At 64.8% G+C, this 25,769-nt stretch carries 13 protein-coding genes; 6 read left to right on the top strand and 7 right to left on the bottom strand.

Annotated elements, in window-relative coordinates:
• Nucleotides 1–8: 8 nt before the first annotated feature.
• Both BMW28_RS02975 and BMW28_RS02970 read right to left on the bottom strand, forming a co-directional pair.
• Nucleotides 9–416, bottom strand: coding sequence for a hypothetical protein (locus BMW28_RS02975; RefSeq protein WP_091813633.1), 408 nt, complete (start codon nucleotides 414–416; stop codon nucleotides 9–11).
• 81 nt (nucleotides 417–497) lie between these two features.
• Entirely contained in the window at nucleotides 498–1,040 is a 543-nt protein-coding gene (locus BMW28_RS02970; protein WP_159430692.1) for a 3'-5' exonuclease, read from the bottom strand.
• 504 nt (nucleotides 1,041–1,544) lie between these two features.
• On the opposite strand from BMW28_RS02970, the gene BMW28_RS02965 reads away from it, so the two are divergent.
• Nucleotides 1,545–2,333 (top strand): alpha/beta fold hydrolase, encoded by a 789-nt coding sequence (locus BMW28_RS02965; RefSeq protein ID WP_091813625.1) that lies wholly within the window; start codon nucleotides 1,545–1,547, stop codon nucleotides 2,331–2,333.
• A 17-nt stretch (nucleotides 2,334–2,350) separates the two neighbouring features.
• Here the strand turns inward: BMW28_RS02965 and BMW28_RS02960 are convergent, their stop codons facing one another.
• From BMW28_RS02960 to BMW28_RS02945, 4 genes are all read right to left on the bottom strand, one after another.
• Nucleotides 2,351–3,364 (bottom strand): sodium:calcium antiporter, encoded by a 1,014-nt coding sequence (locus tag BMW28_RS02960; RefSeq protein WP_091813622.1) that lies wholly within the window; start codon nucleotides 3,362–3,364, stop codon nucleotides 2,351–2,353.
• A 75-nt stretch (nucleotides 3,365–3,439) separates the two neighbouring features.
• Entirely contained in the window at nucleotides 3,440–4,213 is a 774-nt protein-coding gene (locus BMW28_RS02955; RefSeq protein ID WP_159430690.1) for a transporter, read from the bottom strand.
• Nucleotides 4,214–4,373: 160 nt separating this feature from the next.
• Nucleotides 4,374–5,189, bottom strand: coding sequence for a 4-hydroxy-tetrahydrodipicolinate reductase (locus tag BMW28_RS02950; RefSeq protein WP_200785708.1), 816 nt, complete (start codon nucleotides 5,187–5,189; stop codon nucleotides 4,374–4,376).
• A gap of 54 nt (nucleotides 5,190–5,243) precedes the next feature.
• Complete coding sequence (locus BMW28_RS02945) at nucleotides 5,244–6,515, bottom strand: putative Na+/H+ antiporter (RefSeq protein WP_091813617.1); 1,272 nt, start codon at nucleotides 6,513–6,515, stop codon at nucleotides 5,244–5,246.
• A 228-nt stretch (nucleotides 6,516–6,743) separates the two neighbouring features.
• Between BMW28_RS02945 and BMW28_RS02940 the strand changes: the two genes are divergently transcribed.
• From BMW28_RS02940 to BMW28_RS02920, 5 genes are all read left to right on the top strand, one after another.
• Nucleotides 6,744–7,691, top strand: coding sequence for a LysR family transcriptional regulator (locus BMW28_RS02940; RefSeq protein WP_200785707.1), 948 nt, complete (start codon nucleotides 6,744–6,746; stop codon nucleotides 7,689–7,691).
• Nucleotides 7,692–7,831: 140 nt separating this feature from the next.
• Nucleotides 7,832–10,159: a c-type cytochrome gene (locus BMW28_RS02935; RefSeq protein WP_234969954.1), complete on the top strand. Its 2,328-nt coding sequence runs from the start codon at nucleotides 7,832–7,834 to the stop codon at nucleotides 10,157–10,159.
• 296 nt (nucleotides 10,160–10,455) lie between these two features.
• Complete coding sequence (locus BMW28_RS02930) at nucleotides 10,456–17,637, top strand: OmpA family protein (RefSeq protein ID WP_091813610.1); 7,182 nt, start codon at nucleotides 10,456–10,458, stop codon at nucleotides 17,635–17,637.
• A complete protein-coding gene (locus BMW28_RS02925) occupies nucleotides 17,634–21,482 on the top strand; it encodes a hypothetical protein (RefSeq protein ID WP_091813607.1) in 3,849 nt (1,282 codons plus the stop codon). The genes BMW28_RS02930 and BMW28_RS02925 overlap by 4 nt, the downstream gene beginning before the upstream one ends.
• Before the next feature lie 23 nt (nucleotides 21,483–21,505).
• Nucleotides 21,506–24,631, top strand: a complete 3,126-nt coding sequence (locus BMW28_RS02920) for a phospholipase D-like domain-containing protein (RefSeq protein ID WP_091813604.1) — start codon at nucleotides 21,506–21,508, stop codon at nucleotides 24,629–24,631.
• A 21-nt stretch (nucleotides 24,632–24,652) separates the two neighbouring features.
• On the opposite strand, the gene BMW28_RS02915 is transcribed toward BMW28_RS02920, so the two are convergent.
• Nucleotides 24,653–25,768, bottom strand: coding sequence for a ComEC/Rec2 family competence protein (locus BMW28_RS02915; protein WP_091813601.1), 1,116 nt, complete (start codon nucleotides 25,766–25,768; stop codon nucleotides 24,653–24,655).
• Between the last annotated feature and the right edge of the window lies 1 nt (nucleotide 25,769).

The following is a 25,769-nucleotide window of genomic DNA, read 5'->3' as shown; positions in this document are numbered from 1 at the left end:
CTGTTTGTTCAGGCTCGGACTGGCTCAACCCTTGTGTCCAGTGCGACATCCAAAGTCAAAGGTGGCATCGCAGCCATAAGAGCGGCACGCGCTGATGCGTCGGTGTCGAAAAGAGCAACAGCCGCCACCATAACTTCCAGAAGAGTCAAGTGCCCCAAGTCAGTCCAGATCAACTGCCGGACAAAGCTTCTAGTCACACCTGCTTCCAACTTCTGCGTGCTGATCCACGCCCGCAGCCAAGTCAGAGGGAACTGCTCAAGGATGTAGTTGTGCAGTTCAGCGTCAGTCGCTGCGACAGATCGTTCCTGTGCCATCACGCTCCAGCGCGCTCCCAACACTTCAGCCAAGCGTGCGCGGTCAACGGAAATGCCGTTTTGGACAGCCCAGTCAAGCAAAGCAAGAGCGCGCTGCACCATGGCGTTGGAAGCCTCTGCTGCCGAAAGCTCTCCAGGGCCAGATTCCGCGGCGCTCTTCCCGGAGTCTCTCGTCGCGGGATTTCAAATCCCTGTATATCGCAGCAGCCTGGCGGCATTTCTTGCGTCATCCAGAGCGTTATGAGGCGTGCCAGAAAACTCCAGCCCGATGAGACTCAATGCCGTACTTAGCGCTGGACGCTTTTTCAGCTTGAATTTTTTGGCGAACACCGCCTTCATGTTCAGATGAGTTAGCGGTAGGCACCAGGGTACACCATGGAAGGTGAGGTCCTGTTGTAGCTGATGACGGTCGTACGCGCCCCACGACGCCCAGCAGTCAATGGTTGAGCGCGTATCGTCGATCCACTGTCCCAGTCTTTTGATCACGCTAGGGAGGGCGTCAGCAGTGTCGACATGGCTCTGGCGGATACCCGTCAACTGGGTGCAAAACGTCGTCAGCACGGGGTGCCGGACTGGGCGCACATGCGAGCTCCACTCCCCCAGTACCTCACCCGAAACGGTGGCGATTACTGCACCGATCTGGATAGCTTCCATTTCCTGCTGCGGTACTGAGCCTTGATTGCAGCACGTCGCCTCGAGATCGATAACCAGCACGAGGCTCGTCACGTCGAGAGTCTCCTTTTCCCCGAGATCGCCCGACTGTTCGCGCCTCCATCCAAGCCTTCGCTTAGCATGGCACACCATGCGCGCCGGCAGCGACCGAGGTGACGGCGCTCATGCATACCCCACAGTCGAGCGAAGATGATCTGAGGGGTGAATCGAGGAGTCCCATGTGGAAATTTTCCTTCGAAACCATTGGCCTCGCTGAGCAAAAACTGCTGGAATTTGACCCAAGAGGCAGTCTCGACAGGGAATATTCCAAAAGCACCATTGCACCCCCCGTTTCAAAGGGGGTGCCCGACAGGGTAGAGTAACGTTCTAAACGTGTACGCCTTCAGAGGGAGAGCCCCGACAGGCTCTATTCCTGTGGATCAGCTTCGTCCGGCATCCGCGTGCATGACCACATACTCCAGAATCGGAAAGCAGTCGCCATGAGCGGGCGTGCTACACCAACGACGTACCGCCGAACTGCATCAACCTGGTTTACAAGGCCTTAACCACTCCCGCGCCATGACTTCTTCCGTACACGACCAGCATATTCCCGGCACGCAGGGCCGCCTGTTTGTCCGCACCTGGACGTCTGAAACTGCCAGCAGCAAGGCGCCCATCATCCTGTTTCACGATTCGCTCGGCAGCGTCGAGCTGTGGCGCAGCTTTCCGCAAGCGCTGTGCGCCGCAACCGGCCGCACGGTGATCGCCTATGACCGGCTGGGCTTCGGCCGCTCGGATGCCTACCCCGCGACCCTGCCGCTGGACTTCATCGCACGCGAGGCCACGGATGATTTTGCGGCCCTGATCACGCATATCGGCCTGACGCAGTTCATCCTGTTCGGCCACAGTGTGGGTGGCGGCATGGTGGTGAACTGTGCGGCGCGCTATCCGGAGCAGTGCCTCGGGCTGATCACGGTGGCGGCGCAGGCCTTCCGTGAAGACCGCACGGTGCAGGGCATTGAGCAGGCGCGCGAGCTGTTCCAGGATCCGGTGCAGGTGGAGCGCCTCGGCAAGTACCACGGCGACAAGGCACGCTGGGTGCTGGATGCCTGGATCGATTCCTGGCTGCATCCCGAGTTTGAACACTGGAATCTGCGTGATGTGCTGCCGGAAGTGCGCAGCCCGGCACTGGTCATCCACGGCAGCGATGACGAATACGGCTCGCACGCCCATCCCGAGCAGATCGGCCAGCTTGCGGGCGGGCCGGCGCAGGTGGAAATCATGCCGGAGACGCGCCACATGCCGCACCGCGAACGCGAAGAGGACGTGGTGCGCCTGGTGGCGGAGTTTGTGCGGGAACTGGGCTGAGCGACAGCGCGGGGCGCTCATCCCGACGCATCCATAAAAATCCAGATCGCATTCAGCGCATACACCGCTGCAATGCCGACGCTGATCCAGCTGACCAACCGCAGCACCTTGCCCTGCGGCCGCATGACGAGGCCGATGATGACCATGCCCGTCATCAGGATGGCGGCCACGATGGTGCCCATGTGCGCCGGCGATGCGGCCGCCATCAACGGCCCCGGCACATAGAAGGCGTCGTCGATCGACAGGATCAGCACGTTGAACAGGTTGCTGCCCAGCAGGTTGCCCAGCGCCATGTCGAGCGCCCCCATGCGCAGCGCAGACAGGGTGACGGCGATTTCCGGCAGCGTGGTGACCAGCGCCATGAGCACCGTGCCGGCAAAACTGCGCGACAAGCCGGCATGCTCGGCCAGCGCATCCGCCACCCAGGGCAGCGCGCTGCCAGCCAGCAGCACGGTGATGGCCGAGAGGCCAAAATTGCGCCAGGTCTGGCGGCGCTCGGCGCTGGAGGTTTCCGGCGGCAGGGCAATCCCATCCAGGCCTTCCAGCAGGCGCCGCTCGTGCCGGTGCACGCTGCGCAGCGCCAGCAGATACAGGCCCAGCAGCAAGGGGCTGAACACGCCGATGTAAAGCACGTCGGGCAGCAGCTCGCCCACCAGCAGGTTCAGCGCCACAAAGCCCAGCATCACCACGCCAAAGGCCGCGGACAGGATATGCGTTTCGCTCGCATGGCGGTACAGCGGCTCCCGGCGCTGCAGCAAGTCGACCACCACCAGAAACAGCAGGTTGAACACGCAGGCACCCAGTGCGTTGCCCACGGCCAGGTTGGGCGCCTGCACCACCGTCACGGCACTGATGCCGGAGGCCAGTTCCGGCAGCGAGGTGACTGTGGCCAGCATCGCCAGTCCGACCCAGCCACGCCCCCAGCCGTAAATCTCGGCCAGCCGGTCGGCACTGCGGCTGAGCGAATAGCCCGCCCAGGCAATCACCACGGCACAGGCCAGCAACTGAAACACGATCCAGGCGACTGTCACGACCCTTCCTTTCCGTTGAAGCTCAGGGCCAGTCTACCCCGCCCGGATGACAGCATGCCGGGAGGACACGCCTGCTTACCAGCGCACCGTCAGGCCGGCACCCACGGTATGCGTCACCGGGCCGGATTGCAGGCTGCGGCGATAGCCCAGATCCAGGTCGACATCCTTGTTCAGGTGGTAGATGCCGCCCAACAAGGCATAGGACTGGGTACGCGGCCCCTCGCGGTCGGGATTGCGGTTGGCGCCGATATCGAACGCCAGCGTCCAGTCGGCATGGGGGGTGTACAGCAGCGCCGTGGATGCGCTCCACAGGGCCTTGCGCTGGCCGTCGCGGCTGTTGTTGTGCGTACCACCCACATTCACCAGCCAGGTGACAGGTTCAGCCTCGTATTGCGCCAGCAGGTGCAGCGCAGTCGTGGCGCGGCCATTGCCCAGGCCCTTGCCGTGGCTGCCACTGGGCAGCGTCACGGCCGGCTTGAGCGCCAGCGACCAGCGCTCACCGGCATGGAATCGCCATTTGGCCTGCAGCGCCACATCGCCCAGGCCCTGCTGATGCGCTTCGCCCGGCGCACGCTGGTACACATGCGGCACGCTGATGCCCAGATCGACATCGTCATGCACGCCGTAACTGTAGGTGGCTGCGGTGGATTGGGCCCGTTCCACTCCGGCGTCCGTGCGGGTGCGGGTGCGGTCGCGGTCGGTGCTCAGTTCGAACTGGCTATGGCCCCTGCCTTGCGTTCCCGTGTCGTCGGAAACAAGGGGGTGGGCGGCCATGGCGGCAGTTGCGGCAAGACAGAGGCTGGTGCCCACGCAGAAACGGGAGACGGAAGACGTCGACAGGAGAGTCATGGTTTTCTGGTTCAAAGTCGAAAAGCTCGACATTATCGCAACTCAGTTGCAATAAAAATGATCCAGATTAGCCAAATTCGACAAACGATAACAATTCTCGTTTGTATTTTAGTTGAAAACCCGCCGCCGTTGCCCTGCAGCAGGAGGTTCAGGCGTGTTTTCAGCCAGCCTCCGCAGGATGCGTGGTCTCCTGCCCCTTGCACGCATCGCCATCCATCTGGAAGTACGGCCGCATCAGGTCTTCCATGGTGTAGAAGCCGGCCGTCTTGTCGCGCAGGTTGTCCAGGGCGAACAGGATGCCGTTGCCGAAGGCCTCGCGCGCAATCGACTCGTGCTTGAGCCGCACCGTCTGGTACGGAAAGCCGAACAGCACCTCGTGCACGCCGATGATGCCGCCGGCACGCACCGTGCGGATGCGCTCTTCCTCGATGCCGAGCTCGCCCGCAATCACCTTGGCCGTGCCCGACACCTCGGGTTTGCTGCGGAAATGCTCCTCGAACACCTCCACGTCGATGTCCGGAAGAATGCGGCGCAGCACCTTGGCCGCCATCAGCAGGAAGTTGATGCCGACGGTGATGTTGGGGCTGTGCATGACCACGGTACGCTCTGCCAGTTCTCGCAACAGCTCCAGACGCTCAGGGGAGTAGTCGGAAATGGCCGAGATGATGGTGATTCCGCGACGGGCAGCAGCCTCGCCGTAATACAGCACACCATCTTCACCGGAGAAGTCGACGATGGCATCCACCGGATGCTGATCAAGCAGGGTATCGGCGTCCTGGGCATCGGTGGCATGGAACGGTGCCGGCGTGTCGGAATCGACGCCCAGCACCTCGGCCACCGAACGGTGCCTGCCGCCTACGGAGCGGCGCGCCACCCATTCCAGCTCCACATGCGGCGTGTTGAACAGCACGGTTGCAACAGCGCGTCCGGTACGGCCGAAGCCAAACATGCCTACTCGCAGGGTTTTCTTGTTCATGTTTCCTCCTATCGGATGGGCCGGGCGCTTGGCCAGGCAGACTGTTCCCGCCGCTTACAGCAGCTGGAACGCCATTGCTGCTACCGCCGTCGGCACGGCCGCCGCCAGGGCAAGAATGCCCGGGTTGACCGCGCCATCATCGAAATACCGGCGCAGGATGGCCACCCCGGCGGGGTTGGGTGCATTGGCGATCACGGTCAGGCCGCCGCCAGTCACTGCACCTGCTACCAGGGCCACCTTGAACTCGGGACTGAGACCTTCGACCAGCGAACCCAGGTAGGTCAGCGCTGCGTTGTCGGTAAATGCCGTCAGGCCCGTGGCCCCCCAGAATACAGCATCACTGGACAGACTCGTCAGAACCGGCTTGAGCCACCACTGCTGCTGGCCGCCCAGCACCACCAGTCCGCCCAGGAAAAAGCCCACCAGCAGCCCTTCGCGCAGGATCAGGCGATCCTGGTGGCGGGCATAGGCCGTGACCACCCCCATGAAGAACAGGAACAGGCCGATGAACAGCACCGGATGGTGCGCCAGCACCACCACCATGACAAGAAAGGCCAGGTGCGTGAGTACCAGCGCCAGCGGCACCGGCGGCTGCACGGCCTCATCCTGCGCAAAGCCGTTGCGGTCCAGCTTGAGCAGCTGGCGGCCGAATACCATGGTGACCAGCACCGTGTTCACCGTCACGGCCAGCGCGGCCTTCCAGCCGAAGGTCTTGAGCATGAAGGCGGTATCCCACCCCCAGGCCTGGGCCACCATCAGCACCGGCGGCGCGGCATAGGAGGTGAGCGTGCCTCCGATGGAGACGTTGACGAACAGCACACCCAGCGTGGCGTACTTGAGCAGCGGCGACACGTTGACGCGGGCAAACAACTCGCGCGAGAGCATCATGGCGGCCAGCGTCATGGCAGCCGGTTCGGTGATGAAGGAGCCCAGAATCGGCACCACAATGAGCACCACCATGTAGGTGGCCACCGTGCGTGGCAGCGGCAGCAGGCGCGCCAGCAGCTGCACCACCTTGCCTGCGGTCTGCAGGATGGGACGGGTGGCCGCAATCACCATCACCACGAACACGAACAGCGGTTCGGTGTAGTTGCGCGTTTCCAGATACTCCATGGCAGCAGGTGCGCCCAGCATGATCACCATGACGATGGTCAGGATCATGGCCCAGAAGCCGAACACCGCCTCCACCTCGCCCAGCAGGTGGTAGATGCCGGCATGGCGCGGGTGCCGATGCGCGAGGCGCTCGAACCACTTGGTGGAAAAGGTGTGCAGCACGGCCAGCGCAAAGATTGCGGCCGCTGCCAACTGGAAGCTGGTCGGATTCATGGAGTCGTCTTTTTGGTAATCAGGAACACACCGGGTGCAGCCGGGGGCTGCACCACTGGCCACATCGCCGCAAATGCCGCGAAATAGGCTCCAATGTTGTATGAATCACGGCGGTAGGCACCGTGATACTGCGGGGAGCGCCGATTCTAGTGGCCGTATCGCTTCGTGTAAATCTGAAAATATCTAAAATATGCTTCGAATAAATCTGATAATTTCGACGCCCCCGTGATGAACTACAAGCACCTCAAGTACTTTCTGCATGTGGCCGAAGCTGGCGGCATCACGCGCGCGGCCGAGCAACTGCATCTCACGCCGCAAACCCTGAGCAGCCAGATCCAGCAACTGGAGGAAGCACTGGGCAACGCCCTGTTCGTGCGGCAGGGGCGCCAGTTGGCGCTGACCGAGTTCGGCCGGCTGGCGCTGGACTATGCGCGCGACATCTTTGCCCTCGGGCGCGAGATGGAGGCCAGCCTCAAGAGCCGCGCCGGCAGCGGCCGGCCGCTGGAACTGCGCGTGGGCGTGGCCGATGCCGTGCCCAAGCCGCTGGTGATGCGGCTGCTGGGCCCGGCGCTCAAGCTGCATCCGAACAGCGTGCGGCTGGTGTGCCGCGAGTGGCGGCATGAACTGCTGCTGGCGGACCTGGCCTTGCACCGCATCGATCTGGTGATTGCGGATGCCCCCATGCCGGCATCGGTCAGCGTCAAGGCGCGCAGCCATCTGCTGGGACAACTGCCGGTGGCGCTGGTGGGACGACCGGAACTGCTGCAGGGGCGCAGCCTGCCGCAAGGGCTGGACGGACTGCCCATGGTGGTGCCGGGCGAGGATGCGCTGCTCTCTGCACGCCTGCACGCCTGGCTGGACCATCACAAGTTGCAGCCGGCCGTGGTGGCCGAATGCGACGACCCCGCACTGGGGCTGGAGCTGGCCCGGGAAGGCCATGCCGCCATGCTCTACCCCTCGACGCTGGCTCCCGACCTGGAGCGGCAGTTCGGCCTAGTGCATGGCGGCGAACTGGCGGGCTTGATGGAAGAAGTCTATGTCATCACGCTGGACCGGCGCATCAGCCATCCGGGGGTAAAGGCCATCCTGCAGGGGCCGCATGATTTTCTGCAGCATTCGGTGCCAACGCCCCGCCGCAAACGCACTCGGCGGCCAGATCCGGCACCCGATGTTTGAGGTATCTCAGAAAGTCGCCTGAAAAGCATTTCTCTTACACAAAAAACAGATTATTGCGGCGTATGCTGAGCGCACATCCTCTTGATGTGCCTCGCGGAGAGCCACGGGGCTCCCTATTGCAGTTCTAGATAGGAGCTTTCATGAAACGCATGACCTGGGCCGCCCTGCCATTGGCGTTGGGCGGAATTGTTCTCGCAGCGCAGGGAGTCGGTGCCACCGCCTCCGCGCCAGCCACTCCGGGAGGTGCTGCCAGCGCGGCTTCTGCCGCCGTGGCGCCTGCCTCAGCCGGCCTTGCGGCCCCGGCAGGAGCAGCTGCATCCGCCGCGTCTGCCGTGGCGACCGCTCCGGCACCCGCCGCTTCCACCCCGCCAACGGCCAACGCCCTGCCCCATCAGGTGATCGACGATCTGCCCGCCAATTACGCTGCGGACATGGACGCCGCCACCAAGGCCCAGGTCGAGCGCGGCCGCTATGTGGCGCGTCTGGGCGACTGCGTGGCCTGCCACACCGCCAAGGGCGGCAAGGCGATGGCTGGCGGTCTCGCACTGGAAACTCCGTTCGGCCAGCTGCATTCAACCAACATCACGCCCGATCCGGAAACCGGTATCGGCAAGTACACCTTCGAGCAGTTCGACCGCGCCATGCGCAAGGGCGTGGCGGCCGATGGCCACAACCTGTACCCGGCCATGCCCTACCCCTCCTACGCCAAGATGACGCAGGACGACATGCAGGACCTGTTCGCCTATCTGATGAAAGGTGTGGCTCCGGTCAACCAGCCCAACGAACCGCTGGGACTGGGCTTTCCCTTCAACCAGCGCTGGGGCCTGAAGCTGTGGAACTGGGCCTTCCTGGACGCTACGCCGTACCAGCCTGATACCAGCAAGGATCTGCTCTACCAGCGTGGTGCCTATCTGGTGCAGGGTCTGGGCCACTGCGGTGCCTGCCACACACCACGCGGCTGGGGCTTTCAGGAAAAGACCATGACCGAAACCGGCTCCAAGGGCGCGTACTTCCTGGCGGGCGAAACGGTGGAAGGCTGGCGTGCCCTGAGCCTGCGCAACCTGTGGACCGTGGACGAAACCGTCAAGATGCTCAAGACTGGCCAGAACAGCTATGGCTCCGTGTCGGGCAACATGGTCGATGTGGTGCAGCACAGCACGCAGTACATGACGGACGAGGATCTGCGCGCCATCGGCACCTTCCTGAAGGCCCTGCCGCCCGGCGAGCATGACAAGCCGATGGTGGTGGCCGCTGGCGGCGCCGTGAGTGGCATGGGTGCCCCGGCTTCTGCCGGCGCATCGGGCGCATCTGCACTGGCACCCGCGGCGTCTGCCGTGGCTGCTGCCGCGATTCCCGCCTCCATCTACACGACGCGCGGCGGCCTCGGCTATCTGCAATTCTGTGTGGACTGCCACCGCACCAACGGCAACGGCGTGCCCAATGTGTTCCCGCCGCTGGCCGGCAACGGCACGCTGCAGTCGGAAGACGCCTCCACGCTGATCCACATCATGCTGACCGGCTCCAAGTCGGCACAGACCATGGCGCATTCCCGCGTCTGGACCATGCCCGGCTTCGCCCGCCTGAACGACGATGAAATCGCCGAGATCCTGAACTTCACCCGCGCAAGCTGGGGCCAGGCCTCGAAGGAGATCACCGCCAGGGACGTGGCCTCCATGCGCAAGAGCCTGGACGTGAAAGTGGACCAGAGCAAGTTCGAAACGCCGCGACTGGCCGACATGCTCAAGGAAAAGAATGCCGACCAGCTGGTGCAGGGTGCGCGCCTGAACATCCAGACGCATGAGCTGCTGCCGAAGAACGTGGGCAACGCGCTGAACTGCACGAGCTGCCACATGAACGCCGGTACCGTGGCCGATGGTTCTCCGTATGTGGGCGTGTCTGCCTTCTTCCCGAGCTACGGCGCACGCGCCGGCCGGAACATCACGCTGGAAGACCGCATCAACGGCTGCTTCCGCCGCTCGATGAATGGCAAGCCGTTGCCACTGCAGTCCGACGAAATGAAAGCCATGGTGGCCTACTTTGACTGGATGAAGCGCGAAACCAAACCCGAGGACAAGGTCGAGGGCCGTGGCGTCGGCAAGGTCAGCCGCGACATCAAGCCGAACGTGGACAACGGCAAGCGCATCTACGCCAACCAGTGTGCCGCCTGCCACGGCGACAACGGTGAAGGCATCAAGGATGCTGCCGGCAAGTGGGTGTACCCGCCGCTGTGGGGCGACATGTCCTTCAACATCGGCGCCGGCATGGCCCGCACCTACACGGCCGCTGCCTTCGTGAAGCGCAACATGCCGATCGGCTTCCATGGCAAGTTCCCGCTCGGCCAAGGCGGCCTGACGGATCAGGAAGCCGTGGACGTGGCCGAATACTTCAGCCACATGCCGCGCCCGGACTTCCCCGACAAGGTGAAGGACTGGCCGAAGGGGGGCAAGCCGGCGGATGCCCGCTACTGAGCGACGCTGCCCCAAGAAGTCTGGTTTTATAACCGGATAGACTGATAGAAAGAGCCCATGCTGACCGCAGCATGGGCTCTTTTTTATTGCTTGATGACTTTCTCCCTCCCGGATTACGCAAGAAGGGCCACATCAGGGTTTCCATGCAGTCGAAAAGTGCTTGCGCTTGAAATCCGGATGTGAAATAGTTCACGCACCATACCCAAGGACGCTCCTGCTGCAAAGGCTGTGGGCGTCTTTCGTGTCCCGGGCAGTTCTGGACACACCTTGAACGCAATCGCTTCAGGAGAAGGACGATGACGAACCTGTCTCTGCTGGATCTGGTGTTGCCTTACATGCTGTCCGGACAAGGCCTGGGGCCCTGGCATGCGACCCTGGGTGCCATCATGGTCGACTGGCATGAAAGTGCCATGGCCACGGAAGGGGTTGCCCTGCGGGGACGGGCCCGGTTCGACCTCTCCGCGCAACCCTACATCGACCCGGCGCGCGGCCGCATCGGCTTTCGTGCCAAGACCGGGGGGACACACCCCCATGACGATCCTTCCCGGCGCGATCCCTGGCTGGACCTGCGCGATGCAGGGATCGATTTCGAATTGCATGCCCCCCGGAGGGCCTCGCCCATCGTGGCTGCAGCAGCAATGTCGCCCGGACCGCTGGCCAATGTCCTGGCAGCATTCGATCCGCCGCCTCTGGATGTGCTCAGCGACTACGTGAGCACCGAGTTCACGCTCGACATGGTCCTGACCTCCCTGGCGCTGCGCCCTCCCCTGCTGCGCGGCGCCCGCCTGCGGCCGGATGACGGCTTGCTGGAGCCCGACGAGGCCAACCCGGATGTGGTTTTCTGGCTGCCTCGCCTGAAGCTGCGTCTGCAGCAGAATCCGGCCGGCGTGCTCACGCTGGACTTGCTGAGCGTGGGCAGCTCCGGACTGGATGACGCCGGCGATCTGGGCGTGGCCGAGATGATCCGGATGGAGCCTCCCTATGCCTTCATTGGCGACTCGCGCGTGGTCGGATTCGGCTTCAGGCGCGCGGTGCTGGACCTTTCCGAGCAGTCCACGCCGCCGGAAGTGCTGGAGCAGTTCGGCTACGACGAAAGCTGGAAAGGCCTCTATCTGCCTGAGATCCGCCTGTTCGTGGCCCCGCACGGCATGCGCGACCTGGCGGTGTCCGCTGGCGCCCGCAATCTGTTGATCGGCCTGGGAAACACTCCTGGCGTCACGGGCGACTTCGATCTTTCGATCATCAACCAGGGCGGAGCGATGTCGGTATCGGCGCGCTTCTTTGCTGCCGGCAACCGCGTCATCGGCTTTACTTCCCATGCGGATGGAAGCGCCAGTGCCGCCCTGCCGCAGAAGACACGTGTCTGCATCGATGCAACAGGTGCCAGGCCTCCGTATGTCTACCAGGCAACGCTGGACGGCAACGCACTGGCAGCAGTCGGTGAGCCCAACGTTTTCGACATCGATCTCGGGTCCCGCAACAGTGCAACGCTGATGCTGCAGGCCAGCGCCGGGAGTTCGAGCGCCACGCTGACCCTGAAGCTGACGCGACGCGGCGAACTGGCGCAAACCGTGGCCGGAGGAGCACTGGCACAGCCCGGCATGGACATCCACACCGATACGGTGACCATGGGAGGCACGGCCGTCAGCACGCATGAGCTGACCATCATTGCCCAGAACGCGGAGTATGCGGTGGTGGCACTCAAGCCTCCGCATGCCCAGACACAATGGACCGTCAACGGCACCCCCAGTGGCCCCTCCATCAGCGTGCAGGTACCAGTGGCTCCGGGAAAGAGTGCGCAGGTGAAGGCCACCGTGCCGGGACCGGCAGGCGGCATGACAGAACTCGAATGCTTCTTCCGCTTTGACCGCCCCACGCCTGTTCAGCATCCGCACGACGGCGAGTCCGGCGTCAGCGCAGCCACTGCCGCAGGGCTCGCAGGATCACTGCCCCCGGCAGGGCATTCCTATTGCCTTGATGCCGGCAACAGCGCCACGCGGCCGGCTGCCTCCACACGCAACGATGCCGGCTTTCCCGGTGGCAGCAGCATCGTCCAGGCCTATGGGCCTGTGCTGCAAAGCCTGCCGGCGTCGGCGAATGTCACCATCGAAGGCTATGCCAGCACCGAAGCCGATCCCAACGATGGCAGCTACAACCTGCTGCTATCGCGACGGCGTGCCGAAGCCTTTGCCGAACTGATCCGCGCTGCTGCGCCGGGCAAATCCTTCAGCTACACCATCACGGGCAAGGGGGAGCATGGGGATGCCTCACTGGAATCACGGCGCCAGAACTGGCGGGCCGTGGCACGTGCGGCGCTGCCGCCCCAGCCAGAGACCCTGATTCAGGGTCGCGTGACACGCGGCAAGAACCAGCCCCAGCCCGTGATCGAGTATCCGCGCGATCCGGCACCCAAGCAGCCTGCCACCCCCGACTGGTTCCGCGCCTTGTGCACCAAGGTACGCATCGTGCGCGACGAGTTCGTGGCCGTTGAAATCTGCGGCGAATTCGACATTCAGACCCCGACGGAAAGCTACCTGCAGGCACACGGCGGTGCCGGCAACACCGCGCTCACAGGCCTGGGGGGCAACCCGGCAGACGGCATCCTCAAGGCCCGCATCATCTTCCAGATCGACAACGCCACCGGCAACTGGTCGGCACAAGCCTTTCTGGGGGCCGACCCGGCGGACCGCAATGGCCTGTTCATGCTCGGGCAGCTGCCCGGCCAACCGCTGCAATCTTCCGATTTCGGCCGCAACCTGCTGGGCATGACGGTGCTGTTCTGGCCCCTGCTGGATGCCACTGCACCCGCCAATCCGAGCGCGGGCAATCTGGCTCCTGCAGCGCTGTCGCTGGCAGCCATCGGGGTTGCCACCGCCCTGGCCGAAGCCGGATGGTTCACGGTCGAACGCGTCATCTGGTATGGCGGCGAACTGGTGATCAGGCAAACCCAGGGCACCGGCACTGGCGTTGCCCTGCTGCTGGATGTGGAAACCGCGCTGTCTGCCGACGTTTCCCTGGCTGGGGTCACCCTGCTGACCATTCCGCGCGAGCAGCCGATGGTGGTGCGCTACAAGGCCATCGGCATGCGTTTCGGCAGCCAGCCGGGCGAGCGTGATTTCCAGTTCCGGCCCGTCTTCGATTCTTCCAGGGGCTACACGATCGACCTGTCCAGTCCCGGCGCCATTCGCGTTCCCGACCCGCTGGGCCAGATCGTGCGCATTCTGGGCGCACGCATTGCGCGGACCAACCCCCTCTCCTTCGAATTCGATCTGGGATTCGGCGTCGACCTCGGCGTGGTATCCATCGACCGCGCCCGTATCCGCATGACAGCCAACACGGATGGAGCCAGCCCCGACTTCGGAGTGGAGCTCACTGCCTTCGGGGCCAGCGTGGACATTCCTGGCGCCCTGGTCGGCAAAGGCTACATGGAGCTGGGTCAGGAAATCGGCGGCCAGATCGACCTGACGCTGGTTCCGATCAGCACCCGCGTGTGCGCCGGCCTGAAGATCGCGCAGATTCCCGAGCAGGATGGCGGCCCCGCCACCGGCGTGATCGTGACTCTGGAAGTGGAGCTTCCGGTCTGCATTCCCCTGGCCAATTCCGGCCTGGGCATCTACGGCTTTCTCGGCCTGTTCGCGATGCACTACGGCCGCAACGAAAGCGGCCTGGAAAACTCGGCTGTGCCCGCGCTGGCATGGCTCAAGGACCGGGCGGAAGGCAACCCCACCAATCTGAGCGCCTGGAAACCGGAGATCGACCGCTGGGCCTTTGGCGTGGGCGCCATTCTGGGTACCGTGGGCACCAGTGTGCTGCTCAACCTCAAGGGGGTGCTGCTGCTCGAGTTGCCGGGACCACGCATCCTGCTGCTGATGAAGGCGCGCATGCTGCAGACCATGCCCGCCCTTGGCGACAAGAATGCCGAAGGCAACCTGCTGGCGGTGATCGATGTCGATGCAGCCAAGGGCACACTGACCGTCGGGCTGGTGGCCGACTACACCATCGATCCGCTGATCAAGCTGCGCCTTCCGGTGGAGGCCTTCTTCAATCTCGGCGACAGCAAGGACTGGCACCTGTATCTGGGCCGCTACGATGACCCGGTGCACGCCAGCCTGTTCGGCGTGATCGAGGGATCGGGCTACCTAATGCTGTCCGGCAACGGCATTCCGGCCCACGGCAATCTGCCTGCCGTGCAGGGCTTTTCCATCGGCACCGGTCTGTATGCCTCCTTCACCTGGGGCAGCGTCCCCGCGCGGCTGTATGCGCGCATTGCCGGAGGTTTCAATGCGGTGGTTGGTTTCGAGCCCTTCCGCCTCAGCGGCACGATGGAGGTACGCGGCGAGTTGCGACTGTTCATTGTCAGCATCAGCGCCTGGGCCCGGCTGACGATCAACTCTGGGGAAGAAATGGTGAACGGCCTGCTGCGCCAGCTCACCAGCATCGACGGGGAAATCTGCGGCAAGGTCAAGTTCGTGTTCTTCAGCGTGAAAGGCTGCGTCCACTTCCGGCTGGGAAGCACAAGCACTCCATCCCCTGTGGCGCCAGAACTGGTACGCGACCTCAAGCTTGTGTCCCGCTCGCCTGCACTGGTGGTTGGAACCGGTGTCGACCGGGGAGTGGATACCGGCATAGGCACCGGAGTACGCACGGATAGCGAGCAGCCGCCCGTGGATGTCGACGCCATCCCTGTAGTGCCCATCGATGCGATTCCGGTCCTGATGATGAGTGCTCCACCGCAGGCTGACACCCTCGAGATCTGGGGCAAGCCGCCGACGACCCCTTCTGGCAGCAGCAGCGACGGCTGGACGCGCCGTGGCAGCAACTGGTACCACTACCAGTTGCATAAAGTGCTGGTGGAACAGCCCATCGGCCCCGGTCCGGCGCCCAGCGCCTGGTGGACGGCCCTGAAGCCAACGGAAGAAAATGCCGACGTGCAGCTGGCACTGCTTTCCTGGGTGCCGGTGGCCACGCCCAAGGCCTTCACGCGCGGGCGTTTTCAGGAAGAAACCATCGTGCAGCGCTGGGGCACAGTGTGTCACCCGGCTGCACCGGCGGCATCCACACTCTGGACTTTCGGCGATACGCCGCTGGGCACCTCGGCCCACGGCTGGAACCTGACCGGCCAGGCATGGCCTGACCCGCCTGACACCGTCCGGTCGCGCGAGCCCGATGCGGCGTTGCGCATCACCGAGCGCTGGCGCTGCGGCATGGAGCACTACGACCAGCTGCGTGGCATCATTGCCGCCAACGTGCTCGGTGTGGCCAGCGTCTGCCCTCCCCCACGCCGGAAGGAGCCCCAGGGAAAGGCACCTGCCAAGGAATGGCGCCCCAAGCAGCTGCGCGAACTGCTGCCCGAGCAGCCCCTTTCCCTCTCCGACGTGCTGGCCCGCATGCAGACAGGGCAATCGCTGTCCCGTGCAGACATTCTCACCCATGCCGGTACCCTGGCCACATCGCAGACAGGAACGCACATTCCAGCCGAAGAACAGCGGACCTCCCAAAAACTGTGCTCGGCCCGCGCCCTTGGTGCCGCCATGCCGGACGACAAGGCTCCGGTCGTGTTCGGCAATCCGTACGATGAAGAGGCCATCGTCCGCGCATGGAAGCTGACCGGGTTCGAACCTGGAGAACTCGGCCATGCCCTGACCCTCCACTCCGGTTCCATCGTGGCCGGGCGCGCCTTGCTCCTGGTCAGTTCCTACCTGCTTCGCATCAAGGCATTGCGCATCTGCCTGCTCGACAAGGATGGCAAGACGCTGGGTTACCGCGATGTCACCAATTCCGACCTGGTGACCGTGCGCGGCTGGCCCGCCGAATGGACCGACCCGCAATCACCCTGGCACGACGCGATCTGGCTGGCCGCCCGGTTCATGCCCTCGGGCGCCGAAGGAAAGCTGGGGGGCTATGTCAGTGTCATCGTTGATCTCAAGGGTGATCCGGCTTGCCACCGGGTGGAAATCGGCCTGCGCCGGGGCAACTACCTGCTGGACATGCCGGTGCAGCTGGTACGTCCCTTCTACCTGTGCGCCATCGAAATGATGCGCACCGGTGAAATGGAGCGCCACGATTACGACGAAACCACCGTCACGCGCAACCGGGATGCCGCTGCCGCGGTGCTGGGCCCGGACTCTGCCAACGAAGCGCTGCTGCTGCCCGATACCCTGTACCGCGTGGAGGCGCGCTGGAGCGGCAAGGTGGTGTATCAGGACACCCGCCCCACGGCGGAACAGGCCGCAACGCTGCAGGCTACCGAGCACCGCAGCCATTTCTGGTTCCGCACCGACAGGCAGCCCCCGCTGCGCCTGGATCCCTGGGTGCTGATCAGCCTGCCCACACCGGATGAACGCCATTGCTTCACGGGGGACCCGCTCAGCCTGGTCTTCGCCACTCCGTCCGTCATGCGTCTGTACGAAGCCTACGGCAAGACGCTGCAGGTACGGATCAAGGCGGCTTCGTTCAGGCATCCGCCATCGACTGTCGCGGTACCGCATCCCTTCCCGATCACCATGGCCACCGTCAGGCCGGTGGCGGCGAGCATTGTGTCGCCCTTCGAAGAGGTGCTGTCCGAACTGGCCAGTGGCAACAAGCTGCCTCCGGGCTCGCTGGGATTGGCCGACGCCAGGAGAACGGCCCCGGGCCAGAAGCAGGTGCCGGGCTTGGGCATGAGTTCTACCGACACATCCGGGGCCGGCCTGCCCTGCATTGCGGTAGACGAAGAACGGATTCGCCACTCGCGCGTGGACATTCCGTTCGCTCTGGATCCTTTCACCGATTATCTGGTGGTGGTGGAGATGGTCGACACCCAGGCAGGCGCTTCCGGCACTCCGGTGGAAGTGTGGCGACGCGGTTTTTCGACCGGTGCCTATGCATCGCCACAAGCCCTGTCCACGGCCTTTCTGGGATATAGGCCGGAGCATCGTTGCGTCAGGGCAGGAAGCATTGCGGGTCTGGCCAGCACCTTCCCTCCAGGTGCTTCAGGAACAGGCGTGCAGGCTGAAGGAGCCGATTTCGACAATGCGTTGCAAGCCTGCGGCATCGAGCCCAGTCTCCCGCCCACGCAACCGCGTGTGGTGGCCCTGTGGGAGCAGGCAGGCAATGACCTGCCGCTACCCCTGGCCGTGCTGGTGGACGCGCCCGAACCCCTGTATCGCACCCGCATGCTGCCGACACGGAAACAGGAGCAGACACCCGACCGGCCCTCGCGCTGGGAACTGGAATCCCAGGTCTGGCTGGCCCTGGACGCCTATCAGCCCCGGCCGGACGAAATGCCTGCCGACGATGTGTTCGACCGGGTCATCTATGCACCCGGAGGGCAACGCGCCATCGTGCTGCTCAAGCCGGACAGCCGCGGCAAGGCGCTGCAGCTTGGCCTGAGCCGCACCCGGTTCAGATATCCCCATCTGGATGGCATGGACGCGGTGGATGAAAGCTACAAACTGGGCTTCGTCGGCTTGCATGCGGCCCCTTGGGAGGAAACATGATGCGTCAAGTAGCTCCCCGGCAATTCCTGCTGGATGCAGCGGTGCTGGACTGGGTCAGCATCGCCCGCCGCCGCAAGGATGACAACTCCGACTGGATGGATGACCTGCGTGACCGCGGCATCGAAAGCGGCAGCAGCATCCAGTTGCGCTGGATGTTGCGCGCCGCCTCCAGCGAAGAGGGCGATCCGGATCCCACACTGGGCATGCCGACAGAGCCTTTCCGGGTCTGGACGCGTCGGCCCTCCCTCAAGAAGACGAAAACGCTGGACTTCTTCCCGCCAGTGACCGCACCCCGGGGGACAGTCGTTCGCCTGAAGGCTCCACCCCAGGCCTACGTGCAGATCAGCTTTGATCTGGCCGGACAGCCGGCCCTGGCCCTGGCACTGTCAGGCCCGCCCGGTCTGGAGTCCATCGAGGCCTTTGTGGCAGTTCCCGCCGGTTCCACCAGCGTGGTATTGGGAGCCAGCCATATCGTCGCCGTGCAGTTCGTGACGCAGTCCGGCTCCCCCTGCACCGTGCAGTCCATCCAGGGCATCAGCGCATGGGACTATGCCAACAGCGACGACTGGAAATTGCAGGAGCTGGTGGGGCTGCCGGTCCAAGGGCCGCAGTGGCAGGCGCATGCCGGGCAGCAAGGTCTGGCGGCACACCCGCTGCCTCCGGTGGAGGCCGCACTTGATCGCCTGCGCCGCGGTGCAGCGCCCTTCGGTTGGCCGTCCGCCATGGGGAACCTGCAGGCACCGCACTGGAAACGCCCCGACTTCAAGGGGTTGCTGTCCGACGTGGAGCAGGATCTGCTGCAGGACCTGTACCAGGCGATGCTACTGCCTCCCCGCGAGCAGAGCTCCCTTGTGCTGGAACGCAAGGTGGAATCGCCCCAGGGTGCTTCGGGCACCATGCCGCAAGACTCCACCGCCATGTACGCCCCGATGTCCATGCTGCTCATGGGAGTGAGCACGGACCCCTTGCTGGCGCTGGCTTGCGGTTTTGGCACGGCCTACGAATCCTTGTCGATGGCAGCCCTGCCGCCGGTGGAGCGCGAGACAAGCAAGGAGGCGGGCTACCCGTTTCCGGATTTCATGGTCACGGCCCGCTGGGAAAAGGGGCTGGATGGCCAATCCGACCCTCTTGAGCTGGCAGCACTGGCGATCCGCATCCGCCCGCCATTCGCCGTACCGCCTCCGGAGCACATGCAGGCACTGGAGCAGAGCCTGAACCGCCCGCCGCAACCGGACACCAGCTGGAACGCCGGGGTACAGATCGGGTGGGATCGCCTGCCCGAGATGCGCCTGCTGCGCCCCTGCAGCCATGCCGTGGCGCGCGGCGATCCCGCCAAGCCCGCGCAGCGTGCGCAGGCCTTGATGTCGCCTCGCCCCAGCGGTGGCGTCATCCCGCTGGCTCTGGTCGCCGCCCATGCGCAGGACCCCGCCCCGCATCGCCTCCATGCGCTCGATTCCGGCCTGGGTCTGCCCCTGAGCACAGCACCTGCGTGGGCGCGCTATGGCATCACCCTACAGGACATCTGGGGGCAGTGGAGTGCCTGGTCCGTAACGGATTTCCAGCGTGGGCAACCTCCGCTGGAGCGGCCCCGCGTGCTGCACATGCAGCTGCAGGCCATCCCCCGGCAAACCGGCCGAATCTGCGACGGCGTGCTGACGCTGGATCTGGCAGTGGACTGGAAAGTGCGAAGGCCGCAGTCGATCGAACTTGTCTGCCGCCTGTTCGATGCCCCCCTGCTCGGTGACACCGCCCTGCCCGACAGCTCCGTCCCCTCCGGCATGCAATGGCAGCCCGGAGGCGCCGTCGCAGCCCCGGTCTCCATTCCCTTCAGCGGCGATGCAGACACCCTGCCGGCAGCAGGCCCTGTCAGCGTGACGTACTACGACCTGCAGGGCGAGAAGCTGGTAACACCCGGCCCGGTAGACAACGACCCGCAGCAGGATACGCGCCGCTATCGCATCCGCATCGAAGGTTTCGCACTGGATTACGGTGCACACCGGCATATCGGTATTGCCGTGTGGTGCCGCGTTCGTGAACGTGCCGCGCCCCAGCGCGTCTCTGCCTGGCCGACCATTGCACCCGCAGGCCCCACGCTGGCCTTTGCCTCCGACCCGATTCCCCCGATCCTCGACTTGCCCACACCTGCCCTGGCCAGCCTCCCCGATGCAGCTGGCGAATGCCATGTGCGTCTGCTGTTACCCCAAGGAGTCAGTGGCTTGAGCGGCTACTTCGTCTACGAAGCCAGCGAGAGTCAACTGCTCAGCATCGAAGAGGGCCCGTCTCCCGGGGTTGTGCAGGGCCCGGACATGCAGCAGGGCCTGCCCCAGCGACTTGACCGTGTGCTGGATCTGATGCGCCAACAGTCCGTGCGCCAGGTCTTCACCCGACGCAACGCAAGCCCTCTCGTCCAGACCGCAAGCATCGACATCGCATTGCCCCGCGGCAGCCGCGACATCCACTTTTTCGTCCTCATCGGTGTCAATGCGGGCAACGTCGAATCGGCATGGCCCACGGGCAACGAGCTGACAAATCAGGTGCAGCGTTTCGTGGCACCGCTGGTCAACATCCCGGCCCCCCCCTTGCTGGAGGTGCGGCGCATTGCGACAGGCACGCCCGATACCTGGGCGACCCATGTCGATATCCGCAGCCAGCCCGGCGCACAGGTGGCGCGATTTGAACTGTTTCGTACGCGTGTGGAGGCAGCAGTCCTGCCGCTGGATGCGATGGGCCCATCCGTCGCCACAATCCCCGACAGCGGCGGCGACTGGACCATGGGGCCGTTGCAGTCTCCCGATGGCCTGAGCCTGCAACGCGCCAGCGGGCAGGATGTCCCAGGCGGCTCCTGGAGGCGGGTCTGGTATCGGGCCGTCGCGTGGGGAACCGCGGATGAAGACGAAGGTACGCTCGCCGGACGCTCGCCGCCGTCGGCTGCCGTCTCGGTCATCATCCCGCCTGCAACCGCACCCGAGCTGTCACCGCTCACGGCTGTCTGGCCCGGGCGAACGCCCGACCTGGTGGAGGTGCAGTTCTCCAGCCCGGCCCCCTGGCAGCCCACCGCACTCGGACCGCACGAACTGCGCGTCCATGCCCGAGCCGGCAAGACCACCTTGCTCTCCGTGGAGCAGTCACTGGATCTCCTTCCCACAACGGTGCCCGCGACCGATTCCGGTGCATGGCGCATTGCGCTGCCGGAGAGCGCCGTGACACAGTACCGCCTGCTGCTGCGCCGCGCAGACATCGAGCAACCCGTTGCCGTTTCCGTCCATCTGGTCGACCCGCTGGGACGCTCCACGGAACGGCTGCTGGACATCCCTGGCGGGCCAATCGATCCCGATCCTGACGTGCTCGGGCTGGACGCCTTCGGCATCAGCGGCCGCGGAACGCTGATCAGCTGGCAAAGCCATGCGCCGACAGAGCCACGCAGCAGCGGTCATTACCGCTTGAGCATCACCCTGACTCCCAAGTCGAAACCGCCGGTGATCAGGCGGCCCCTGCCCAATCCACGCCCGTCACGCCCCGGCCGCCTCACGCCCGAAGAATTGCTGCGCAAGTCCTGGCCTGTGGAGCGCACGGTCGATCCGAGCATCCTGCGTCCACCCAGGATCCCGGATATCGAATCGGTCACCGGCAAGCCCAAGCCGGTCGTGATCGCCATGAACCTGGCGGACGTTCCGCTCGCGGGGTCTCCGTTGCATCCCGGCGAGTCTGATCGCGCATGGCGGCTGGAGCGCAATGCCGGTCTCCACGGCCTCGTCAGCTACACCTTGTTCTATGCCGACAGCCTGGAGCGCGTCACCGTGAGCATCACCGCGCCGGACGGACGCCATGCCCAGGCCAGCCGCTAACCCCTTTGCACCGAGGTGATGCCATGTCCGCCACAATTGCCACGCTGACCACCCTCTTCGCCCAGCAGCGCCTGCAGGAAGATGGTCTGGCCGCCCTGGGCCTGACCGCACCCTTGTGCGCCATGCGCTGGTCCAGCTCCAGCCAGAGCGCCACCTATCTTTCCGGCGAACTGGCACTTGCCTTGCCCGCACCTTGTGCGCCATTCAGCGGCACCCTGGAATGGCTGGCATCCGGCAGCGAATTCATCGACGCCGCAGGAGCGCCGGTCACGGACCCCGTTGCGGTGGTGCGCCTGCACCCCCATGCCGCACAACGGCTCGAGCGACTGGCTGCAGCACGCTTCACCACTGATGGCGTGCTGGTGCAACCCGTTCCAGCCACCTTCGTGGTGCGCCTCGCAGAGCAGCCGGACCGCACGCCGCAACGCGTGGAGGCAGGCGAAGCCTTGGGTGGGGACATTCCCCCATCCCCGCAAGTCTCCTTCCACGACACGCGCGGCATGATCATCTGCCCGGTGGCTGTGGCGGCCATGCTGGCCGACCTGCTCACGGCATTGCCTGCCCTGCATCATCCGGCAGCTGCGGGCAATCCGGGAGACGTCAACGGACTGGCGTCCCTGGCAGCGCTGGCCAGCGGCAACCATGTGATGCTCTGCGATCTGCATGGTGCACTGTTCACTCCACTTCCCGGTACGGGCATGATGGTGCAGGGCGGAGGCAGTCCCGGCAATGCAAACGCCGGGCACATTACCCTGTCCCCCGGCCAGCAGCTGCAGGCAAGCAGCACAAGCCAGCAGCGCCTGCACTGGGGCTGGGCCCCGAACGGCACCCTGGACCAGTTGCCCCTGCAACTGCCGGCCCTGCCCACCAGCTACCCGCCGCCCCTTTTCAGCGGCGCTGGCGCACCGAACCTGACACGCAGGTTCTTTCGCGTGTTTGTGGTGGATGGCGAATGGCATCTGCTGGGCAACCGCAGCCAGGAGGACATTCGCGGCATTCCCGGAGACGATGGCAATACGCCCACCGATCTGCGGCCACCGGTACGGAACCACATCACACTGGGTTACCTGACGGATGGTCCCGACATCCTGGCTGCCACACGCCAGGTGGTAGAGCGCTTCATGAACCAGGCAACCGGGCTGGTCATGGCCTGCTCCCCCCAGTTCCAACCCACCGGACTGCCGCCCGCCCCCGGGGCACAGGCACACTGGCCCGTCTTTCCCTCCATGAGCACTGCAACGTTCAATGTCGGGCTGCCGTCTCCCGCCACCGGACTGACAGCGCGCTGGGCAGCAGCCAACTCTGCGGACGTGGTGGTGACACTGGCAGCGACAGCAACGCCAGCCGGCACCGGCATCCGCATCTATCCGCGTCTGTTCCAGGAAATCGTCACCATCGCCGCAGAACCCTCATTCCTGCGTGGCGACGGCGGTGCTGCGCTGGCCGATGGCACCAACCCCACCGAAGTCCTGCTCTCCAATCCCTTCGGGCTGGCAGAAGGTGCAAACCAGCCTCCTGATCCGACGCTGGTCATGGATGTCGTGCTGGCAGCTGCCAACGGGCAACGCCGCCTTTTTGGGGGATTGAGTGCGCCAGTGGGTGCCCCCGGTGCCGCCCCCGCACCGGCTGCCCTTGGCGGGCTGAGCATGCTGGACGCTGTGCCGCTCAACATGCGGGGCATCTGCCCGGTTCCCCTGTTCGGCCTCAAGCCGGATGCTGTGCCCCCTTCCGGTTCGCCGGGCAGTGTGACCGAGTTATTGCACAAGTTCGCTTCCGAAACCACACCGCGCACCGGTCCGCGCCTGCCGATGCAGGCACGTTTCGAAACCATTGTCGCCAGCGCCATCGGCCCCGCCGCACAGGATGGTGCACTTGCATGGCAGGCCGTGTGTACCGGAGCCCGCTGGATGGACGAGTCCCGTTCGGCCATGCACCTTCTGGGCAATCCCGGCAATCCGCCTGGCCCTGATGTGCATACAAACGGCATCCGCGTGGATGGCCAGCTCGCTCATGACCTCGCATGGCACGCCCTGCGCCGGGCACGCCCCCTATTGCCCCTGCCCGGGTCTCCCGGCGGCCTGGATGGATGGCTGCTGTTTGGCTCCGGAGACAATTTCAACCTGCCACCTGAACCCGCCGGAGCGGGCAGCCCGACCGGCATGGGCGCCCTGCTGCAGACGGCTGCGCCGCAAAGCGAGACGCCCGAACTCTCGCTGGCACCAGAAAGCCTGTTCACCGACCCGACTCCCAGCCTGCAGGCCATGGCCGATGACCTGGCAAGCCGCCTTGGCAGCCCTGCTCCCACTCTCGACATGCGCAATGCCGACCGGCAGCTGGCGCAGGTCCGGCGCGAATACTGGGTTTCACGCAATGGGCGACGCGACGCCCTCTGGTCGCTGCGCAGGGTGCTCGCCGATGCACGCGAACTCGTCTACATCGAGAGCGCGCAGTTTGCCCGTACCGCTCAACCAGGCCAAGCAGGTGCCCATGCCATTGATCTGGTGAACGTGCTGCTGGACAGCATGACGGAGCATCCCGCCTTGTGTGTGCTCGTCTGTGTTCCGCGCATGACCGACATGCAGCCCTCTCACGGCGGCTGGGTGCGGCAGGCGCTGGCAGCACGGCGCGAGGCTGCCCTGGCGTTCGCAGCCAACGCCTCTGTCGCCAGGCGCTTTGCGCTGTTCCACCCCATCGGATTTCCCGGCCGTGCCATCGCCTTGCGCGGCAGCACCGTGATTGTCGACGACGTCTACGCGCTCACCGGTTCCAGCCATTTCCGCCGGCGCGGACTCACGTTTGACGGTGCTGTCGACCTGGCCACGCTGGACCGCACCCTCGATCAGGGCTACAGCCAACGCATCCGCGCCTTCCGCCGCCGGCTCATGGCACGCCGGCTGGGCATCGCACCGCCGGCAGGCCCGGCCACGCCGCTCAGCGCCGAGTGGATCCGCCTCGAACGCCCCCGCAGCGCCTTTGCCCTCGTACAGGACATGCTGGATCAGGGCGGCCTGGGTGTCATCGAGCCACTCTGGGAAGGCCCTTCAGACGACAGCGTGCTGCCACAAACCGCAGCGGTGGCCGATCCGGATGGCGTCGATACCGGCAATTTCCTGCCCCTGTTTGCCTCTCTGCTTGGGCCGGATGCCTGAAAGCGTTCCCGTCCGCACCAGTCAGTCAGCCCGCTCCAGACGCAACACCATAGGCGCATCCGGCTCGAGGTTGTAGCAGGTGCGATAACCCAGCTCCGCGCGGCGCACCTCGTCATCCCAGGGTGCCGTCCGCTCGGACCGGTAATTGAAGTGCAGCTCCGGCGGCTGCACCACCGACCTTGCAATGATGCGCTCAATCGCCTCGTCATCCGGATGCCGGAAAATCGCCCCGTTGCTGCTGATGAGAAAACGGGGGGACTCGACCAGTGCCAACAGCGCATCACTGGTATTCGATTTGCTCCCATGGTGCGCGACCTTCACGGCATCCACCTTCAGGCGCCGCTGCCCACGCTCGCGCAACAGGCGCTTCAGCGAAGCGACGATCAGCCCCGGATGGGCATCCCCCAGCAGCAACAGGCGCATGCCCTGATACTCCAGCAGAAAGGCGATGCTGGCGCCATTGGGCACCGCGCGATCCGGCAACGCCTGGCGCAACAGGCGTGCATCCAGTTCCGGCGTCGAGCCCAGCAAGGTCTTGTCGGTGAGGTATTTCTTCTGGGTTGCCAAGGCAGCCCAGGCTGCCTCGAGATCACCCGGCGCAAACCGGGTCAGCGTCTTGCGCCACATCTCGCGCATGCGGTCGAGTTTGGCCCGTGTCGGCGACAACAGCGTCAGTGTGGGGCCGTTCTTCAGCGTGATGCGTGGCAGTGGTCCCTCCTCCGGCACCACTACGGCATCGCCGCCAAAGGCCTTGTTCCAGCGTCCTGCGCCAAGCCGGTTCTCGATCAGCGCACTGAAGAACTCCCCCTGGTTCGCCCCCAGGGTCTGCTGCTCCAGATGCTTCCAGCCGTTGAACCACACATCCCGCACATCGAACTGCCAGGCCGGACGCGGTTGTGCAAACAGCCGCACCAGACCGTCGACATGATCGGTATCCACATGCGTCAGCACCATCAATTCGAACAGGCGATCCCCTTCCGGCAACTGTTCCATGCGACGCTGCAGTGCAGCGTAGGCACCGATCGGGCCCCCATCAATCAACAGGCGCCGCGCCACCGCACCACGGCCGTACTCAATCCACAGACAATCACCGTGCATGGCCGGCAGCATCTCGATCTGCAGGAAATAGGGATCCATC

It is taken from the genome of Allobrachymonas denitrificans DSM 15123 (assembly GCF_900110225.1).
In the GTDB taxonomy this organism is placed as follows: Bacteria; Pseudomonadota; Gammaproteobacteria; order Burkholderiales; family Burkholderiaceae_C; genus Brachymonas; species Brachymonas denitrificans.
This window is presented reverse-complemented; position numbering and strand designations above follow the sequence as displayed.

What these genes read in the sequence shown, in the direction of transcription:
- BMW28_RS02975 (WP_091813633.1), bottom strand. Translation starts at nt 416, where the DNA reads ATGGTGCAGCGCGCTCTTGCTTTGCTTGACTGGGCTGTCCAAAACGGC.
- BMW28_RS02965 (WP_091813625.1), top strand. Translation starts at nt 1,545, where the DNA reads ATGACTTCTTCCGTACACGACCAGCATATTCCCGGCACGCAGGGCCGC.
- BMW28_RS02955 (WP_159430690.1), bottom strand. Translation starts at nt 4,213, where the DNA reads ATGACTCTCCTGTCGACGTCTTCCGTCTCCCGTTTCTGCGTGGGCACC.
- BMW28_RS02950 (WP_200785708.1), bottom strand. Translation starts at nt 5,189, where the DNA reads ATGAACAAGAAAACCCTGCGAGTAGGCATGTTTGGCTTCGGCCGTACC.
- BMW28_RS02945 (WP_091813617.1), bottom strand. Translation starts at nt 6,515, where the DNA reads ATGAATCCGACCAGCTTCCAGTTGGCAGCGGCCGCAATCTTTGCGCTG.
- BMW28_RS02940 (WP_200785707.1), top strand. Translation starts at nt 6,744, where the DNA reads ATGAACTACAAGCACCTCAAGTACTTTCTGCATGTGGCCGAAGCTGGC.
- BMW28_RS02935 (WP_234969954.1), top strand. Translation starts at nt 7,832, where the DNA reads ATGAAACGCATGACCTGGGCCGCCCTGCCATTGGCGTTGGGCGGAATT.
- BMW28_RS02930 (WP_091813610.1), top strand. Translation starts at nt 10,456, where the DNA reads ATGACGAACCTGTCTCTGCTGGATCTGGTGTTGCCTTACATGCTGTCC.
- BMW28_RS02925 (WP_091813607.1), top strand. Translation starts at nt 17,634, where the DNA reads ATGATGCGTCAAGTAGCTCCCCGGCAATTCCTGCTGGATGCAGCGGTG.
- BMW28_RS02920 (WP_091813604.1), top strand. Translation starts at nt 21,506, where the DNA reads ATGTCCGCCACAATTGCCACGCTGACCACCCTCTTCGCCCAGCAGCGC.
- BMW28_RS02915 (WP_091813601.1), bottom strand. Translation starts at nt 25,768, where the DNA reads ATGGATCCCTATTTCCTGCAGATCGAGATGCTGCCGGCCATGCACGGT.